A 17,749-nucleotide genomic window follows, 5' to 3' on the forward strand; every position below is an offset into this window, starting at 1 on the left:
TTACTCCTGATGGCCTTGCAATGACGCTGCTTCCTCTGCGGCTGGCGCATTGACGGTGAGATTGCGTTCATCCAGCCCGAAGTAGTGCAGCCTGCTCATGTCACTGACCAACTCCAGCTCTTGATCCAGCGCTAATCTGGGGCGGCCTTCCAGCTGGGTCGTGATGCGATGCTCGCCTGTCTTTAGCTGTATCAGACTCACCGCGCCCAACGGCTCGATGACCTCGATTTTGCCGCGCAGACGAATTCCTTCCCGGGTATGGCGGGAATCATCCACGGTGCGGAGGTGCTCAGGGCGAATGCCTACCCACAGCTCTTCACCTTCTGGCACTTTATCTTTGAGCCACGGCTCCAGCGCGAGAGAGGCGTCGGTGCCCTGAAGCTGCTCCCCATGGCGGCGCATCTTGATGAAGTTCATGGAAGGAGTACCGATAAAACCGGCAACGAACATGTTGTCAGGTGAGTCATAAAGCTCATCCGGCGTACCCACCTGCTGAATGTGCCCGGCGTTCATGACCACGATGCGCTCTCCCATGGTCATGGCCTCGACCTGATCGTGGGTCACATAGAAGGTAGTGACCTTGAGGCGACGATGAAGCTTGACGATTTCAGCCCGCATCTCGACCCTGAGCCGCGCATCAAGGTTAGAGAGCGGCTCATCCATCAGAAATACCTGAGGCTCCCGCACGATGGCGCGCCCTAGAGCCACACGCTGACGCTGGCCGCCGGATAACGCGCGTGGCTTGCGATCCAGTAGGTGCTCAATACCTAGAATTTTGGCAGCAGCCTCTACACGCTGCTTGATCTCGGTCTTGTCGATCTTCTTGAGCTTGAGGCTGAACGCCATGTTGTCATGGACACTCATGTGCGGATATAGCGCATAGGACTGGAACACCATGGCAATATCCCGGTGCTTGGCAGGCACACCGCTCATCTCCTGCTCATTAAACAGAATGTCGCCTCCGGTATTCTGCTCAAGCCCTGCGATCATGCGCATGGTCGTAGTTTTTCCACATCCTGACGGGCCGACCAGCACGATGAATTCACCATCCCTGGTGCGGAGGTTGAAATCCTCTACGGCACCTGGCCCCTTGTCCCCATAGTGCTTGCTGACATTATTGAGTTCGACAATGGCCATGAACACAGACTCCGTTTGAAAATGAAAGCATCAATAGCAGGGGGTTCTGTTCGGCGGAATCACTTCACCGCACCAAAGGTAAGTCCGCGCACCATCTGCCGCTGTGCGCACCAGCCAAGCACAATGATTGGCGCCGAGGCGAGCACGGAGCCTGCCGACAGCTTGGCCCAATAGAGGCCCTCTGCACTGCGGAAGGAGGCGATATAGGTCGCCAGTGTGGCGGCGTTGTGGTTGGTGATCATGATGCTCCAGAACGACTCGTTCCACGCAAGGATCGTGACCAGCAGCGCCGTGGAGGTTAGCCCTGGCAGTGCCAGCGGCAGAATCACCCGTAGCATGGTTTGAAGTGTGCCAGCGCCATCAATATCCGCGGCCTCGATGATCTCTTTGGGTACTTCCTTGAAATAGGAGTAGATCATCCAGATCATGATCGGCATGTTCATCGAGGTATAGAGCATCAGCAGCCCGAACCTGGTATCCAGTAGCCCAGAGGAGCGAAAGACCAGGAATATGGGAATCAGCACACCCACCGCAGGAATGAACTTGGTCGATACCATCCACACCAGTGTGAAGTCAGTGCGCTTGCTGGGATAGAACGCCATGGCGTAGGCCGCTGGAATGGTGAGCAGCAGCCCGAGGAAGGTTGACCCTACCGCAGTAATCAGCGAGTTCCACGCATAGTGGGTATAGGCGCTGCCCTGAAAGATGGCATCGTGAAAACTCTGCCATGTCGGCGTGAAGATGAACTGAGGCACGATACTCATCGCTTGCTGTTCGGTCTTGAAGGCCGTCAGGATCATCCACAGCAGTGGGAAGAACATGACAATTGCGACCAGGTAGGCGAGCAGCGTGAGCAGGGTGCCGCCCAGGGTGATGCGTGAGGCAGAAGGTTTTGTTGACTGACTCATGACCGTGCTCCTGCTTTCAGATTGCCTGCCACAAAGCGGATCAGGAAGATCGCGAAAATATTGGCCAGAATAACGGCAGCAATAGCGCTGGCAGATGAAAAGCCGATGTCGTACTGGAAGAAGGCATTTAGATAGATGTAGTAGGGCAGGTTGGTGGTCGCCGTACCGGGGCCGCCGCTGGTGGTGGTGTAGATCTCGGCAAATGAGGTCAGGAAAAAGATGCTTTCAAGCATCAGTACCACGTAGATCACCTGCCCCAGATGCGGCAAGACGATATGGCGGAACTCCTGCCAGCGGTTGGCCCCATCCAGACGTACGGCTTCAAGCTGATCTTCCGGCAGGGATTGAAGCCCTGTCAGCAAGACCAGCAGTGCAAAGGGCGTCCATATCCAGGTAATCATGATGATTACCGAGATCATGGGGTAATTGCCGAACCAGTCGATAGGTTCCAGCCCGACACTTCTCAGCATCCACGAAAACAGGCCATACACCGGGTGCATCAGCATGTTTTTCCAAATCAGTCCTGCCACGACCGGCATGACAAAGAAGGGGGCGACGGCCAGGGTTCTGGCGACACCGCGCAGCGGAAAAACGCGGTTATACAGCAGCGCGAACGCAAGGCCCAATACCAGCGTGAGTATCAGGCAGGAAAATACAAGCACCAGCGTATTGATCAGAGAATCCCAGAAGGTGGGGTCCGTGAACATCAGAGAATAGTTCATGATGCCAGCGAAGCTGCGGTCCATTGGCATCATCAGATTATAGTTCTGGAAGGAGTAATAGAGCGTCATTACCAGAGGCACAATCATCCATACCAGCAGAAATAGCACGGAAGGCAACATAAGCCAGCGTACCGTGGTCCGATGGGGCTGCTGTGAGCCTCTTTCCTTGTGGCGTTGGCCAGTCGGGGCAGAGTTCGATTCCATGGCCTTGCTCCTTTGGTAACCGCTTAAGGGGCATTCACTATGTCGGATATTCGCGGTAGCCAGGGATGCTGGAACACCGCGAACAAGTGACTGCGGGGGCAGTCGTGACATGGGATAGAAAAGCGGTGAGCTAAAGGATCGCCATACATTCATCAGCTATATAGCGATCAGGCCCACCTGTTGCCTTACTTGGTTTTCCTTACTTGGTATAACCACCTTGCTTCATCAAACGCTGGGTAAATGCCTGCGCCTGCTGCAAGCCCTGATCCACAGTGCTCTGGCCGGAGAGCGCGCCTGCCATGATTTGACCGACCCGCGTGCCGATGGCCTGGAACTGGGGAATCACCACCATCTGGATGCCTGTATAGGGCACTGGTTTTAGCGTGGGATGGTTGGGATCAGCGGATTCAATGGCCTGTAGCACCATGGGCGAGAAACTGGCCGCTTTCTTGTACTCAGGATTGTCGTAGGTGGATTGACGTGTACCGGGAGGTACGTTGATCCAGCCCTTGTTCTGACCGACAAGGTCGATATATCCCTTGGAGGTTGCCCACTCGGCGAAGGTTTGCGCTGCTTCCTGGTTCTTTGAGTTCTTGGGTACCGCCAGTGCCCAGGTATAGAGCCAGTTGGCACCGTGATCCGTTACCTGCTTCGGTGCCTGAGCAATACCGACGCTATCGGACACCTTGGAGGTTTTGGGGTCAGAGAGCACGCTGGCCGCCACGGTTGCATCGACCCACATGGCGCAGTGGCCGCCCGAGAACAGGGTGGCAGTTTCAGTAAAGCCGTTGGAAGTTGCACCGGGAGGGCCGTAGTCTTTCAGCAGTTTGACATAGGCATTGGCAGCGGTTTTCCACTCGGGCGAGGTAAGCTGAGGCTCCCAGCTCTCATCGAACCAGCGGCCGCCATAGGCATTGACCATGGTCGAGAAGACCGACATGTTTTCACCCCAGCCTGGCAGCCCGCGCAGGCAGATGCCGTAGACGTTGTTTTTGGAATCGTTAAGCTTGGCCGCAAACTGATCCATCTGCTCCCAGGTGGGGCGCTCGGGCATTTCCAGCCCCGCTTTCTTGAACAGATCCTTGCGGTAATAGGTGACGGAAGATTCGCCATAGAAGGGAAGGGCATACAGCTTGTTCTGATAGCTGACACCTTCCTTCGGATTTTTCAGCAGGTCAGCGGTGTCATAATCTTCAGGCAGATTATCAAACGGGACTATCCATTCGTTCTTGGCCCACATGGGGGCTTCGAAATTGCTGATGGTGATAACGTCATATTGCCCCGCACCGCTGGCGACATCAGTGGTAATGCGCTGACGCACCTCGTTTTCAGGGAGCATGACCCAGTTGACCTTAATGCCGGGGTGGCTTTTTTCGAACTCACGGGTAAGCCCCTGCATGGTCACCATGTCAGGATTATTAACGCTTGCTATCGTAATTTGCGTTTGCTGTTGAGCCAACGCTGCGCTACTGCCCGCTAATAAGAGTAACCCGCTATACCATTGCCAGGATCGTCGCATCGGTTGTTCCTCACCAGTGAACAGAACGTTTTTAAATAACAGCACCCTCGGATAATTACCGATTAGGGGAGGGATTGCCTCTGCTCATTGGTATCATCGACATTTGTATAACGCATCGAGCAGAAGGGCTTCGAAGATAACGCAGGGCTACTGATTGCGCTGCGAAGGAGGGCGCTTGCGTGCCTTTTCTGCACCTAGGTTTGGCGCGGTAGGAGAGGGGAAAGGTTATGCGAGACAAAAATTCTATTTTTCCTCTTGCCATGCGCGAAGAGTTGGTCCATAATTCTGTCCGTCTTGAAGAGGTCGACAAGAAAAACACTGTATAACCAAGCGGTTAGCAACGTTTTAAAGTCAACCGGCTACGTCCCATTCGTCTAGTGGTCCAGGACACCGCCCTTTCACGGCGGTAACAGGGGTTCGAACCCCCTATGGGACGCCAACTTCTTGATAGTGCGGGAATAGCTCAGTGGTAGAGCATCGCCTTGCCAAGGCGAGGGTCGGGAGTTCGAATCTCCTTTCCCGCTCCAATTTGTGATTTATAGATTTCGTTGAGATCTCTAAATCGTTGAAAAAAGGGCCTTGCGGCCCTTTTTTTATTTCTCGCTTCCCAATGTTTTGCTCCCTGTCTTCCCATCGGAGCGGTCTCTGACAACTCCTGCATTGTGAATTGCACAATCGCCGTCTCATTCTTTCCGATCAGACTATCCTGCTCGTGTTGCAAGGCTTTCGGATGATGATAACGTCAGCCTGCTGTAGCCCCCTTTGCTATAAGAGTGATCGCCCAGCCTTGCCTGAATGATGTATGCGCCATTATAGAAATATTCGATACCAATAAAGCCCACCACTGTATTCGTCAGGAGTGGGCTTTATGCCACGGGTGCATGTCGGGAAGTATCAGATAACGATGCTAAACATCGTCTAACGCGCTTCTATCCTGGCTTATTCCGACGAGAGATGGGCTTACTTTTTCAACTGCTGTTGCACTTCTGTAGCCGCCTTGCGTAAATCTGCCTGGAACTGGGGAATGGTATGCAGATAAGAATATTCTGCTGCGCCAACTACTCTGCCTGCATGTACATCGCTCTGCCAGTGCGCCCCACAGATCACTCGACTCTGGCCGAACTCGTAGCCACGTTTGAAAATATCCGATGCATGTGCCGGGTCGATTTCAGCAAGCATTAATGCAAGCGTCCAACCGTAAGCGGTGTGCCCGGAAGGATAGGAGCCATTCTTGCGTAGCTCGTTTTCTTCGGCGAGGGGCTGACACATGTGGCGATTAAAATACATGAAGGGGCGCTTACGCATGTAATGTTCTTTGGCCGACTTGGTGGCGTAATCACCTGAGGCAACGAGTATATTGCCTAACATCTTGTACAGTGTGGGCGTTGTCTGGGGCGAGATGGTAATGCCCATCGGCACTGAGAATATCTGGGCGATATTGGCGGGGTGAAGATCGGCATCGGTAGCAGCCTGTTTCCAGCGCTCTGTGCCTTTCAGCTTATATCCCTGCTGGTAGGCTGCCTTGTCGGCAGCAAACTCGGCGCTGTCTTCCTTTGGAGGTGGCGGTAAATATGCCTGGCTGCTCACCGCCTGATCCGCAGTGTGGTAAATGGTAGAGGCGGACTGGCTGACATCTTCGCTGGGCTCCTTTTGCAGTGCCATGGCTGAGGATGACAGCAAAAGAGCACAGAACGGCAGGGCATACTTCGTCATAGTCGTGAGAGAAGAGTTATTCATATTTTCTTACCTGAAACTGTCGAATAAAACGCGCCAAATAACCCTATCAGTCATAAGGTTAACAACTTCCCTGTATAAAACAGATTGGCCCGTGCAGTCTCTCCTCTTTTAGTCGGAAGGCAAGAAAGGAATCAAATGCCGCCTCTGGGCCATCAGGGTAGAAACGTTGGTCTTCGTCACAGCGCACAAACCCACATGATGTGGAGCAGCACATATTGGTGCAGCTTTAGAGCCAGTGCGGCCAGCAGGAAGCGTGGGGAATCTTTCGATGGTCTTACCTATACTGACCATCACTAATCTCCAAGGTGGCGTCGCTGTTGTCCTTGAGGGCGATGCCCGATGCCTCTATTTCAAGCGCGCCCTTGATCAGGTAGGCCAGCCGTTGGGCGGCGCTGGCAAAACTTTGTCCTCGGGGGCGCACGTTGGAGATGCAGTTGCGGGCGCTATCGAGGCAGCCGCTGCGCGGTTTCCATGTAAAGTAGATACCCAGGCTATCAGGAGAGCTAAGCCCCGGGCGCTCTCCAATCAACACAATGCTCATGCGGGCATTTAAGGCTTCACCAATTGGATCGCCAATGGCGACGCGCCCTTGTTCCACGAGCGCTACCGGGCCAAGGGTCATCTCTGCGCGATGAAGGTGGGGCAATAGCGCGTCCAGAAAAGGCAGCGCCTGCTCATGAATCGCGCGCGCCGATAGTCCATCCACGATACTGATGGATATATCGCAGTGTTGAGTCTCCAGTGCAGCGAGCTGCTGGGTGGATGGAATATCGAGCAGGCGGCCAAGGTCGGGGCGCCGCAGATATTCGCTGCGATCCTGTGCCTGGCTATGCAGGCGCAGTGCCAGCGGGAAGCGTTGTTCAAGGCCAGCCATCAACATCTCGGTATCTAGTGCCAGATGTACCGCATCTCTGGCCTGAGCATGATCCAACTGAAAGGCCAGCATCGCCTGTGTGGGTAGACTGTTACCACTGCGCCCCAGTCCGATGCGTGCATCAGTATGGTTACGCAGACTACGCCAACTGTTGGTGACCACTGAGTGGTCATGTTCGGCGGGAGAGTGATCGGCAGGGGAAGGTGTATTCGCCATTTGCTGCGCTCCATGGATCAGGGGATGTCAGCAATATCATGCTTGGATGCTGTGGGAAGAAGGTCGCTGTAGGCGGTGTGCCGCATTCATTGTTTTAACCGGGCAGCGCAAACTTGCGGGCTTCCTCGATGACATTGCGAAAACGTGGCGGTAGCTGCTCGGCTACCTTGATACCTTCGCCATGTACATAGATACCGCTCTCTGACAGCCACTGTTCAAATTCGGGAGCAGGGCGCAAATCCAGTACTTCTCTTAGATAAAGCGCATCATGGAAGGAGGTTGTCTGGTAATTCAGCATGATGTCATCGGCACCGGGAATGCCCATGATGTAGGTACAGCCCGCCGCCCCCAGCAGCGTGAGCAGCATATCCATATCGTTTTGATCGGCTTCCGCATGGTTGGTGTAACAGATATCACAGCCCATCGGAACGCCTAATAGCTTGCCGCAGAAATGATCTTCCAGCCCCGCCCGAATAATCTGTTTGCCGTCATAGAGATATTCAGGCCCGATAAAGCCCACCACCGTGTTCACCAGTAGCGGGCTGAATTCTCGGGCTACGCCGTGGGCGCGCGCTTCAAGGGTCTGCTGGTCGATTCCATGATGCGCGTTGGCCGACAGCGCACTGCCCTGACCGGTTTCAAAGTACATGACCTGATCGCCCACCGTGCCACGCTCAAGGGAGAGCGCCGCTTGCTGCCCTTGGCGTAGCAGCTCAAGGTTAATACCGAATCCTTTGTTGGCAGCCTCGGTGCCGGCAATGGATTGAAATACCAGGTCGGTGGGCGCGCCTCGTTCGATGGCTTCGATGGCGGTGGTCACATGGGTCAGTACGCAGCTCTGGGTGGGAATCTGGTAACGCTCGATAATCTCGTCCAGCATCTTGAGCAAGGTGACCACCGCAGTGGTGTTGTCGGTTGCGGGATTGATGCCAATAACGGCATCGCCGCTGCCGTACAGCAGCCCATCGAGCATGCTGGCGGCAATACCGGTTGGGTCATCGGTAGGGTGGTTGGGCTGTAGACGGGTCGCCAGCCGGCCCTTCAAGCCCAGCGTATTGCGAAAGCGGGTCACGACCCGGCACTTGCGTGCTACCAGCACCAGATCCTGAATGCGCATCAGCTTGGAGACCGCCGCCACCATCTCGGGGGTTAGCCCTGGGGCGAGGGCTGCCAGGCTTACCTCATTGGCATGGGGCGACAGCAGCCAGTTGCGAAACTCTCCCACTGTCATGGAGGCGACCGGCGCGAAGGCAGCGCGATCATGGCGATCAACGATCAGCCGGGTGACTTCATCGGCTTCATAGGGAATCAGCAGATCTTCGAGAAAGGTCGCCAGCGGCACCTCAGCCAGCGCCAATTGTGCAGCCACGCGCTGGGCGGCACTATGAGCGGCAAGGCCCGCCAGTTCATCGCCGGAGCGTGCAGGAGATGCCTTCGCCATCAGCTCTGCCAGATTGGCAAAGCGATAGCGCGTTGAGCCGGTATCGTAGTAGTAGCTGGCCATGCGATCTCCATATTCAGGCGAAGCGTATTGATGACTGTGCTGTCTGCTGCATTGATGGCTTTATTGACAGAATAGCTGCCATTTACACATCAAGGGTATTACCGCGTCTTCCTGACACTCTGAAATAGCCGTAGCCCATAGCCATCAATACGATGAAGACCACGGTAATGGCGGGGTTGAACCAGATCATGGCCAGCAGGCTGATGATCGAGCAGGCCACGGCAATCGCGGGCACTACGGGGTAACCCGGTGCCTTGTAGTGGCGCTCCAGCATGGGCGCATTTTTGCGCAGCTTGAACAGGCTCAACATGCTACATAGGTACATCACGATGGCACCAAATACTGCCAGAGTAATCATGGTGGCGGTCAGGTTGATGCCATCAATCAGGCCATCGCACAGAATGGCCGCCATGCCAATAACCCCGCCCAGCAGGGTAGCGCGATGAGGTGTGTTGAAGCGTGATAGCCTGGCTAGACTGGCAGGAAGGTAGCCAGCGCGCGCCAGTGCGAAGAACTGACGTGAATAGCCCAGAATAATGCCGTGAAAGCTGGCTATCAGACCGAACAGCCCGATCCACACCAGCATATGCATCCAGATGGAATGATCGCCGATTACCATGTGCATGGCAGCGGGAAGCGGATCGTTGATATTTGAAAGAGTGCGCCAATCGCCGACACTGCCAGCGAAAAACATGACGCCCAACCCCAGGGCCATTAAGGTCAAAATGCCGGAGATATAGGCGCGAGGAATGGTGGTACGCGGGTTTTTGACCTCTTCGGCGGCCATGGCGGCACCTTCGATAGCCAGAAAAAACCAGATGGCGAAGGGGATGGCTGCGAACATGCCTGACAGCGCTGCTGGTGAGAAGGTGTGCTGCCCCGCCCAGCCGTGGGCCACAAAATTGCTGAGGCTGACGCCCGGCGATACCACGCCCATAAAGATCAGCAGTTCGATAACAGCCAAAATGGTCACGATCAGCTCGAAGGTAGCGGCAATGCGCACGCCAATGATGTTCAGCGTCATGAAGATGACGTAGGCACCGATGGCCGCGTATTTGGGGTTAAGTTCGGGGAACTGAACGTTCAGATAAGCGCCAATTGCCATCGCGATGGCAGGCGGAGCAAACACGAACTCGATCAGGGTGGCGATACCGGCGATCAGCCCGCCCATTTCACCGAACGCGCGGCGGGTATAGGCAAAAGGCCCGCCAGCATGAGGTATCGCGGTCGTCAGTTCGGTATAGCTGAAAATGAAGCAGCTATACATCACGGAGATAAAGAGCGTTGTAACCAAAAAGCCGAGCGTGCCTGCCACACCCCAACCGTAGCTCCAGCCGAAATATTCCCCTGAAATGACTAGCCCGACGGCGATACCCCAGAGCTGCAAGGTGCCGAGGGTGGGCGTTAAGCGAGGCGTCGCGTGGGTGCTTGGCATGCAGAAGAGTCTCACGATTGTTGTTGTTAACGGTTGAACGTTATCCAGAGCCGCATGGGGCTGAGGTGCACAGGAAGAGGAATGCAGAAGCACGTCCTTGGATCACCTGAATGCTGTGCCCAATAGGAAGGCAGCTCCCTCTATCATTGCACTACCATGTTCAATGGATTAGGGAACGCTTAAAGCAGGCGGCGTGCCAGGTAAATAAATTGGCGTAAAATCAAAGGGATATAAATGAAGGTGAACAGGCGGGGCTTTCAGGGGACGAAGCTGGACTGTGCCAATGTATCGAAACGGTGCATGGGAAGCACCGTGGTAGTGCTCGCTATTCTCTGATTACTAGAGAGAGCGTAAACAAGGTACGGCCCCAGTAGTTCACCAGGGCTGCGCATTATCCTTCATAACACGGCTTTATTTACCTTATTTACCTTGAATCAGCGTATCAATTCGCTGTTCATCAACGCCGAGGTCGCGCCAGGCGTCGGGGTGACAGCTGAAAATCAGCAGTTGATGGCGGGTGGCGGCGTCGAACAGTACGCGCTTCATGCGCCCAAGGCGTTCGGTGTCGCTGTGCACGAGCGCATCGTCGAGCATAATCAGAGTGGGGTGGCCATTCTCTTTTAACAGATCGGCGTAGGCCAGGCGGCATACCACACCGAGCTGTTCGCGTGCCCCGAAACTGAGCGCTTCCAGTTCATTCTGCTCACTGTGAGTACCCGTAGCGCTGCGACGTTCCAGCAAGGTAGGTACAAGCTGCTCATTAAGCGTCAGCGATGCACCCTGGAAGAGAATCCCCAGATAGTGGTTGAGCTTTTCCTGAAGCGGTGCTTGAAGCTTTTGCACCAACCGCTGGCGCTTGCTTTCCAGCCGTTCGAGCAGCAGTTGCAGCGCCTTGGCGCGCCGTGAAAATTCGCTGACGCGCTGCTGCTGTCGGGCATGTTCGGAGGCCAGTTCGGCGCGCTGCTCCTCAAACCCCTGGGCGCCCTGACTGGAAAGCTCGCCTTCCAGACGAGTGATGCTGTCGCGCCGCTGGGTTTCGCGCTGGCGGCTTTTGTCGAGACTGCGGGAGAGCCGCTCGACATCCTGCTCAAGCAGTGTCAACGGTGCTGATGCCAGGCTCTCTTGCAAGGTAGCGTGGCGCTGTTGGTGCTGTTGACGAGCATGTTCAAGTTCGTTGTATTCATTGCGCAGTGTTGCCAGGCGCTGCTTGCGTTCCGGCGCTTCGAGAGCGGTAACCAGGCGGCTGAGCTGTTCGCTGTTGCGCTGATGCTCCACCTCGGCACGGCCTGCATCGAGCTGGAGCTGATGCCACTGCTGCTCAGCCTGCTCGCTGTGCTGTGCAAGTTCGTGCTGATGCTGTATCAGAGCGTCAAGATCAGGCAGGGGGGCGTTGCTATCCTGGGCTGGGCCATGCTCAAGCGCCTTGCGCTGCTGGGCAATATCACTCTCCAGAGCGGCAAGCTGCTGCTGCAATGCGTCGATGCCTTGCGGTGCGCTATCGCTATAGCGCGCCTCAGCCAGCTGTAGTTCATTGTCGAGCTGGGCGAGTTTGGCAAGCCGCTGATCCGCTTCATGGAGCGACGTTACGCCCAGTTGCGTGAGCTGTTGCCGAATATGCTGGGCAATGGCCTCGGCGCGCTCGCTAAGCTGCGCCAGCCCGGCACCGCCCGGCGTGATGGTGAGGATGCCCACCTCGGGAATGACAAGCCGCGTTATGTCGATAAGCTGGGTATCGCCCGTGCCGCTCAGGACATGCTCGCCAAGGTGAAGCTGCTGGTCGGCATCAAGCTGGTAGTGCAGGTGAGTGGCCGCTACCCGTTGCTCGATCTCGATATCATTGAGCGCTGCCTGCTGCTCATGAAGAGCAGTCACCGCCGCGCGGTCGAGGCTGAGTTCACGCTTGCGCTGCCTGATCTCCTGAATATCGTGGGCCAACTGCCTGGCGCGAGTGAGCTGCTGTTCACTGGTACGGTGCTGCTGCTCAAGCTGCGTCAGTTGTTGCTGGCGCTGGAAGCCATCGACGCGCAGGCGTGCCTGGTCAAGCAGCCGCTGGTGCTGGCGGCGCTGCTCACCGGCAGCAGTACTGCGGGTGTGGGCGTGAGTCAGGCGCGACTTCACTTCATCAAGCGTTTGTTGACTGGTAGACAGTGCCGCGCGGTAGCTTTCATGCTGTTGCTGCTGGCGCGTGAAGTCATCGAGGCTTTGCTTAAGCAGTGCCAACTGACGATCCAGCGTGGCGATAGCGTGCTGCTCACTACTGAGCTGCTGCTGTTTGGCTTGCCACTCGGTGAGGGCAGTGCGAGCGGCTTCCAACTGTTGCGCGATCTGGATCAGCGCGCCTTGCTGCTCTTCATCCTGCTGTTCCTGTTTCAGACGCGCCAATTCGTCCACTCGCGCCTGATAGTGAGTGATTGCCTGGTCAAGCTCGGCCAACTGCTGCTCAAGCGCCTGGCAGCGGTTGAGGGCCTTGTCGTAATCGCCGCGCGGTTTGCCGGTACGTTCGGTCAGCAGTTGATAACGCTGCTGTTTTAGCTCCGCGATCAGGGTGTCACTGCCTGTGCCGGTGGCAAGTTCGCCCACCATACGCTCAAGCACTTCCTGCAAGCGTCCGGCAGCGTGGCTAACAGGATCGGCAATACGCTGCGCGCTGCCCTGCTCGATCCATAAAAGCCCGGGAATGCCCCAGTCGCGCTCGTCGCTGGCACCACGCGAAGAGTGCTGGAAGCCCATCAACTGCTTGAGCTGCTGTTCAGCTTCCTCGCCTTCAAAACGCTGGTGATCAATGCTCAAGTCACAGCGCTTGCGCTTGAGAAAACGCTTGGCAAGGCGGTAGTGATGGCCGTGGTGTTCGAACTCAAGCTGAATTTCAGGAGCCGCACTGCTATCGCTCCAGGGGCAAAGCTGCGGCAGGCTGGCGCGATGGCGTTCGAAGAAGGCAGTGCGAATGGCATCGGCCAGGGTGCTTTTGCCTGCCTCATTGGGGCCGGTGAAGAGGTTGATGCCAGCGTCGAAGTGCTCGATGAGCACCGGCTCGCTAAATTTCCTGAATTCGGTGACGCGCAACGATAGCAATTTCATTGGCTGGCCTCCTCATCGCGGCGTTGACCAAGCAGATCCGCCAGCAGAATCAGCGCGTCGCGAGCGGTATCGCCATGTTCGCCGTGCTGCTCATTCTTCAGCTCGTCGATCACCTCACCGACATAGCCATCGGCAGCGAGTTGGGCAAGATCCTCCTCGCTAGGCGCTATCCTGAGCCGGTGCAGCTCCAACCGTAGCGAGCGCACTCGGCCTTGCGCCTGATTCAGCGAGCGCTCAAGGCGATGGTGCAGCGCAAGGTCGAGAGTACCTTCCAGACTTAATTCCACCACATCGTGATCGTTCAGTGAGGCGAGCCACTGCTCCAGGGCATCCACGTCAGAATCGACACGTAGTGCGTAATGCTGCTGGTGCCAGCGGTAGCTGCCCGTATCGACTATCTCCACGCTGGGAGTCGCCTGTGGTGCCTCAAGGCTGACCAACAGCGCGTGGCCTGAATCATTGCTGCGAAAGCGGTCAGGCTCGGGGGTGCCGGCATACCAGCAGCGCGGATTGATCTCCTTCACACCGTGCCAGTCACCCAGCGCGAGATAGTCGAGGTGTGCACTACTGACGCGCTCGGACGCAATGGGGTTGGCTGAATCAATGCTATCGTCCAGCACGCCCTGCACACTGCCGTGGGCAAGGCCAATACGGTAGTGCTGGGCGGGGGAGTCGGCGTGATCGAACCAGGCGGTCAGATCCTGATAGGTATGACGCTGGGTGAGCGGGGCGGGCAGCAGGGTGAGTTTGAGCGCGTCGAGAACAAGTGGCTGCGGTGTCAGACACAGCGCAACGTTGTCAGGAACAGCGCCGAGCCGTTCCGCGCGACTCCATACCGATTCTGCCAGCGCTGCATCGTGATTGCCGGGAATCAGTACCCACTGGCCGCTGAAGGCTTGCATGGCGTTAAACACGCGATGAATGGTCTTGTCGGCAACCGTCTGCGCATCGAACACATCACCGGCGACCAGTACGACATCTACCCAATGCTGGTCAGCGAGGGTTGCCAGCCGCCCAATGGCGTCGATACGCGCTTGCGCCAATAGCGACGCCTCGTCAGGGTCGAACTGACCAAAGGATTTGCCGATTTGCCAATCTGCGGTATGTAAAAGCCTAAGCAAGGGACGCGTGCTCCACCACTGTGTGAATAGGAAATGGTAACAGCGCGCAGATGAAATGTGGGGGAGTAGCAGGGCGATTCATGGCAAATTTTTCGCAGGCAGGCTCTTGCTATCTTCACTCAAGTTGTGAATAATGCGCCGCGTTGTCAGCCATGCGCGCGGCAACCGGCAGATTCTGCTTGAAAATGCTGTTTTGCGTCCCATTCGTCTAGTGGTCCAGGACACCGCCCTTTCACGGCGGTAACAGGGGTTCGAACCCCCTATGGGACGCCACTTCCAAAGCTTCTATCCCCCTTCTGAATCTTATAAATCCCTCGCGTATTCGCATGATTCTTGCTGTATTCCCGGCGAGTAGCGATTCTTTTGGTTTGCGTAGTTTTCTCTCCGTACCGTTTTCATTCAGTGCCATGCGCTGTTTTTTCCAGGGAAATGCCTTCCTGAGCCTATCTCCACAGTAGGAAGAGAGGGGCATTTCAGGCTAGACTATGGCCCATTTTTCAATGCAGTGCCGCACGTCAGACGTTTTCCGCTTGCTATACGTGGGGGTGAAACGCTGCCAACGAGTGCCACATCGTGGGGTGCTCGCCAACGCATTTTGAGGGTGCGCAGGCTTTGTCTTGCGTAGCCCTTTTCGTTTGTACAAGTCATGACAGGAGCAGTGAATGTCAGTTCCAGCCCTATCCATCCGTGGCTTGACCAAGGTATATGGCAATCAGCACCAGGCCCTCAAGGGTATCGACCTCACGGTCAACGATGGCGACTTCTTTGCGCTGCTGGGTCCCAACGGCGCCGGTAAGTCGACCACGCTGGGGATTGTCTCTTCGATGGTCAACAAGTCGGCGGGCAAGGTCGAGATATTTGGTATAGATATCGACCGCAATTTTTCACTCGCCAAGTACCAGCTGGGCGTCGTTCCGCAGGAGTTCAACTTCAACCCCTTCGAGAAGGTTGAGGATATCGTGCTGGCGCAGGCCGGGTTCTACGGTATTCCGCGCAAGAAGGCGCTGTCGCGTACCCGCCAGCTGCTTGAGGATCTGGGCCTTTCCGATAAACGCGAGCAGCAGGCGCGCACCTTGTCAGGGGGCATGAAGCGCCGCCTGATGATTGCCCGTGCGCTGGTGCATCGGCCGCGTCTGCTGATTCTCGATGAGCCTACTGCCGGGGTCGATATCGAGCTGCGCCGCAGCATGTGGGAATACATGCAGCGCATTAACGAGCAGGAAGGAACGACGATTATCCTGACCACGCACTATCTCGAAGAAGCCGAGGCGCTGTGTGGCAATATCGCGATCATTGACCAGGGCACCATCGTTAAGGACAGCAGTATGCGTGATCTGCTTGCCGAGCTGGATGTCGAAACCTTTCTGCTGGACACCGAGGAGCCGCTGGTTCAGGCACCGGTGCTTGAAGACTTTCAGATCGAGCTGCTCGACAGTGGGCAACTGGCGCTCGCCGTTAAACGGGGGCAGCACATCAATGACGCCTTTCAACAATTGTCGCAGCAGGGCATTCGCGTGACGTCGCTACGCAATCGCAGCAACCGTTTGGAAGAGCTGTTTGTGTCGCTGGTGGATCACGGTAAGGAAGCAGGGGGAATTCGCTGAATGAAGTATCAACAAATCTGGGTCGCCTTCTGGACTGTACTGGTGCGCGAAGTGCGCCGTTTTATGCGTATATGGCCGCAAACATTGCTGCCGCCGTCGATCACCATGGCGATGTATTTCCTGATCTTCGGTAATCTGGTCGGTTCGCGCATCGGTCAGATGGATGGTTTTCCCTATATTGATTACATCGTGCCGGGGCTGATCATGATGTCGGTGATCACCAATAGCTACTCCAATGTGGCGTCATCCTTCTTCGGTACCAAGTTTCAGCGCTCGGTAGAAGAGCTGATCGTGTCGCCAATGCCCAACTGGGCGATTCTGGCGGGCTATATTGCCGGCGGTGCCGCGCGTGGGCTGCTGGTTGGCATCATCGTGACTCTGGTGTCGATGTTCTTTACGCGCCTTGATATCGTGCATCCGCTGCTCACTCTGGTGGTTGTGGTGCTGACGTCGCTGCTGTTCTCCATCGGCGGTTTCATTAACGCGCTGCTCGGCAACAAGTTCGATGATATTTCGATTGTGCCGGTCTTTGTGCTGACACCGCTGACCTATCTGGGCGGCGTGTTCTATTCGATTCATACGTTGCCGACCTTCTGGCAGCATGTATCGCAGCTCAATCCGATTCTTTATATGGTCAACACCTTCCGCTACGGCATTCTTGGTGTCTCCGATATTTCGGCGGGCTGGGCGATGGGCGCCATTATTATCTTTAACGTGGTGCTTTTTGCGCTGGCGCTCAGCATGCTCAATCGTGGTAAAGGAATTCGTCACTGATGACCGATGCACCTTCAGATGAGGGCCTTGCGCAAGCGCCGCTGGGCCAAAGTTCGGCCTATCCGGATCACTATGATGCGGGCCTTTTGTTCCCGATTCCCCGTGCGGCCAATCGCGGCAAGCTGGGGCTTGATGAGCAGGATGAGCTGCCGTTTGTTGGCCTGGATTTATGGCAGTCCTTCGAGCTGTCGTGGCTTGATCGCAGCGGTAAGCCCGTCGTGCGGCTGGCGCGTTTTGGTATCCCAGCAAATTCCAGCCATTTGATCGAATCGAAATCGTTCAAGCTCTATCTGAACGGCTTCAACAACACTCACTTCGCCAATGAAGGCGAGGTGATTGAACGTCTGGAGCGGGATCTGTCAGAAGCGGTGCGGGCCGATGTCATGGTGAGCCTGCACAGGCTCGATAGCGCCGACTTCGCGATTGCAACGCTCGATGGTGATTGCATTGATGATCTGACGGTCGCGATTCAGCACTACACGCCCACCCCTGAGCTGCTTCATGCTGACAGCGAGCAGATCGTTGAAGAGGTGCTGCACTCGCACCTGCTGAAGTCGAACTGTCCAGTCACCGGCCAGCCTGACTGGGGCAGTGTCGTGATTCGCTATAAGGGGCCGCGGATCAACCGCGAGGGGCTGCTGGCCTATCTGGTGTCATACCGTAACCACCAGGATTTTCATGAACACTGTGTCGAGCGCATTTATCTTGATCTGCGCGAACGTACTCAGGCAACCGAGCTTGCCGTTATGGCGCGCTATACGCGGCGCGGCGGGCTTGATATCAATCCCTGTCGTGCCAGCCGTTTTGAGGCGCTCGATCCCGCATGGCTTGAAAAGCGTACCGCTCGCCAATAGCGCTGGGTGATGCGCTAATACGGGGCTTTTGTACGTGCTTCAAGTCTCTTTGATCAGCGGCG

The 17,749-nt window shown here is 56.1% G+C and carries 14 protein-coding genes and 3 tRNA genes; 6 read left to right on the forward strand and 11 right to left on the reverse strand.

Annotated features, from left to right (window positions below; all coding sequences use genetic code 11):
- From L881_RS0105480 to L881_RS0105495, 4 genes are all read right to left on the reverse strand, one after another.
- Complete coding sequence (locus L881_RS0105480) at positions 1–1,137, reverse strand: ABC transporter ATP-binding protein (RefSeq protein WP_025732702.1); 1,137 nt, start codon at positions 1,135–1,137, stop codon at positions 1–3.
- 59 nt (positions 1,138–1,196) lie between these two features.
- Positions 1,197–2,045 (reverse strand): carbohydrate ABC transporter permease, encoded by an 849-nt coding sequence (locus L881_RS0105485; protein ID WP_025732703.1) that lies wholly within the window; start codon positions 2,043–2,045, stop codon positions 1,197–1,199.
- On the reverse strand, positions 2,042–2,887 hold the full coding sequence (locus L881_RS0105490) for a carbohydrate ABC transporter permease (protein WP_245587936.1): 846 nt from the start codon (positions 2,885–2,887) through the stop codon (positions 2,042–2,044). The genes L881_RS0105485 and L881_RS0105490 overlap by 4 nt, the downstream gene beginning before the upstream one ends.
- 283 nt (positions 2,888–3,170) lie before the next feature.
- A complete protein-coding gene (locus L881_RS0105495; protein ID WP_025732705.1) occupies positions 3,171–4,490 on the reverse strand; it encodes an ABC transporter substrate-binding protein in 1,320 nt (439 codons plus the stop codon).
- Positions 4,491–4,853: 363 nt separating this feature from the next.
- On the opposite strand from L881_RS0105495, the gene L881_RS0105500 reads away from it, so the two are divergent.
- Together L881_RS0105500 and L881_RS0105505 are read left to right on the forward strand one after the other, a co-directional pair.
- Positions 4,854–4,929: transfer RNA gene (locus tag L881_RS0105500), tRNA-Glu, on the forward strand.
- A 13-nt stretch (positions 4,930–4,942) separates the two neighbouring features.
- Positions 4,943–5,017 (forward strand) — tRNA-Gly (locus tag L881_RS0105505).
- Positions 5,018–5,191: 174 nt separating this feature from the next.
- Here the strand turns inward: L881_RS0105505 and eutB are convergent.
- From eutB to L881_RS0105535, 7 genes are all read right to left on the reverse strand, one after another.
- Positions 5,192–5,347 carry an ethanolamine ammonia-lyase subunit EutB gene (gene eutB / locus L881_RS14105; protein WP_156926508.1) on the reverse strand — a complete coding sequence of 52 codons (156 nt, stop codon included), beginning with the start codon at positions 5,345–5,347 and terminating at the stop codon, positions 5,192–5,194.
- Positions 5,348–5,450: 103 nt separating this feature from the next.
- Positions 5,451–6,227, reverse strand: coding sequence for an acid phosphatase (locus L881_RS0105510; protein WP_211238893.1), 777 nt, complete (start codon positions 6,225–6,227; stop codon positions 5,451–5,453).
- 274 nt (positions 6,228–6,501) lie between these two features.
- On the reverse strand, positions 6,502–7,317 hold the full coding sequence (gene eutC, locus L881_RS0105515) for an ethanolamine ammonia-lyase subunit EutC (RefSeq protein WP_025732707.1): 816 nt from the start codon (positions 7,315–7,317) through the stop codon (positions 6,502–6,504).
- A 94-nt stretch (positions 7,318–7,411) separates the two neighbouring features.
- Entirely contained in the window at positions 7,412–8,821 is a 1,410-nt protein-coding gene (locus tag L881_RS0105520) for an ethanolamine ammonia-lyase subunit EutB (protein ID WP_025732708.1), read from the reverse strand.
- A gap of 82 nt (positions 8,822–8,903) precedes the next feature.
- On the reverse strand, positions 8,904–10,256 hold the full coding sequence (gene eat, locus L881_RS12880; protein WP_034578639.1) for an ethanolamine permease: 1,353 nt from the start codon (positions 10,254–10,256) through the stop codon (positions 8,904–8,906).
- Between the two features lie 420 nt (positions 10,257–10,676).
- Positions 10,677–13,334 (reverse strand): AAA family ATPase, encoded by a 2,658-nt coding sequence (locus L881_RS0105530; protein ID WP_025732709.1) that lies wholly within the window; start codon positions 13,332–13,334, stop codon positions 10,677–10,679.
- Positions 13,331–14,455 carry a metallophosphoesterase family protein gene (locus tag L881_RS0105535; RefSeq protein WP_025732710.1) on the reverse strand — a complete coding sequence of 375 codons (1,125 nt, stop codon included), beginning with the start codon at positions 14,453–14,455 and terminating at the stop codon, positions 13,331–13,333. The genes L881_RS0105530 and L881_RS0105535 overlap by 4 nt, the downstream gene beginning before the upstream one ends.
- A 197-nt stretch (positions 14,456–14,652) precedes the next feature.
- On the opposite strand from L881_RS0105535, the gene L881_RS0105540 reads away from it, so the two are divergent.
- The 4 genes from L881_RS0105540 to queF all read left to right on the forward strand — a co-directional run bounded on the left by L881_RS0105540 (position 14,653) and on the right by queF (position 17,687).
- A tRNA-Glu gene (locus tag L881_RS0105540) sits at positions 14,653–14,728 on the forward strand.
- A 389-nt stretch (positions 14,729–15,117) separates the two neighbouring features.
- Entirely contained in the window at positions 15,118–16,059 is a 942-nt protein-coding gene (locus tag L881_RS0105545; RefSeq protein WP_025732711.1) for an ABC transporter ATP-binding protein, read from the forward strand.
- On the forward strand, positions 16,060–16,833 hold the full coding sequence (locus tag L881_RS0105550; RefSeq protein WP_025732712.1) for an ABC transporter permease: 774 nt from the start codon (positions 16,060–16,062) through the stop codon (positions 16,831–16,833). It abuts the gene before it with no gap.
- Positions 16,833–17,687: an NADPH-dependent 7-cyano-7-deazaguanine reductase QueF gene (queF, locus tag L881_RS0105555; protein WP_025732713.1), complete on the forward strand. Its 855-nt coding sequence runs from the start codon at positions 16,833–16,835 to the stop codon at positions 17,685–17,687. The genes L881_RS0105550 and queF overlap by 1 nt, the downstream gene beginning before the upstream one ends.
- Positions 17,688–17,749: the final 62 nt, after the last annotated feature.

This window comes from Carnimonas nigrificans ATCC BAA-78 (assembly GCF_000526695.1).
In the GTDB taxonomy this organism is placed as follows: Bacteria; Pseudomonadota; Gammaproteobacteria; order Pseudomonadales; family Halomonadaceae; genus Carnimonas; species Carnimonas nigrificans.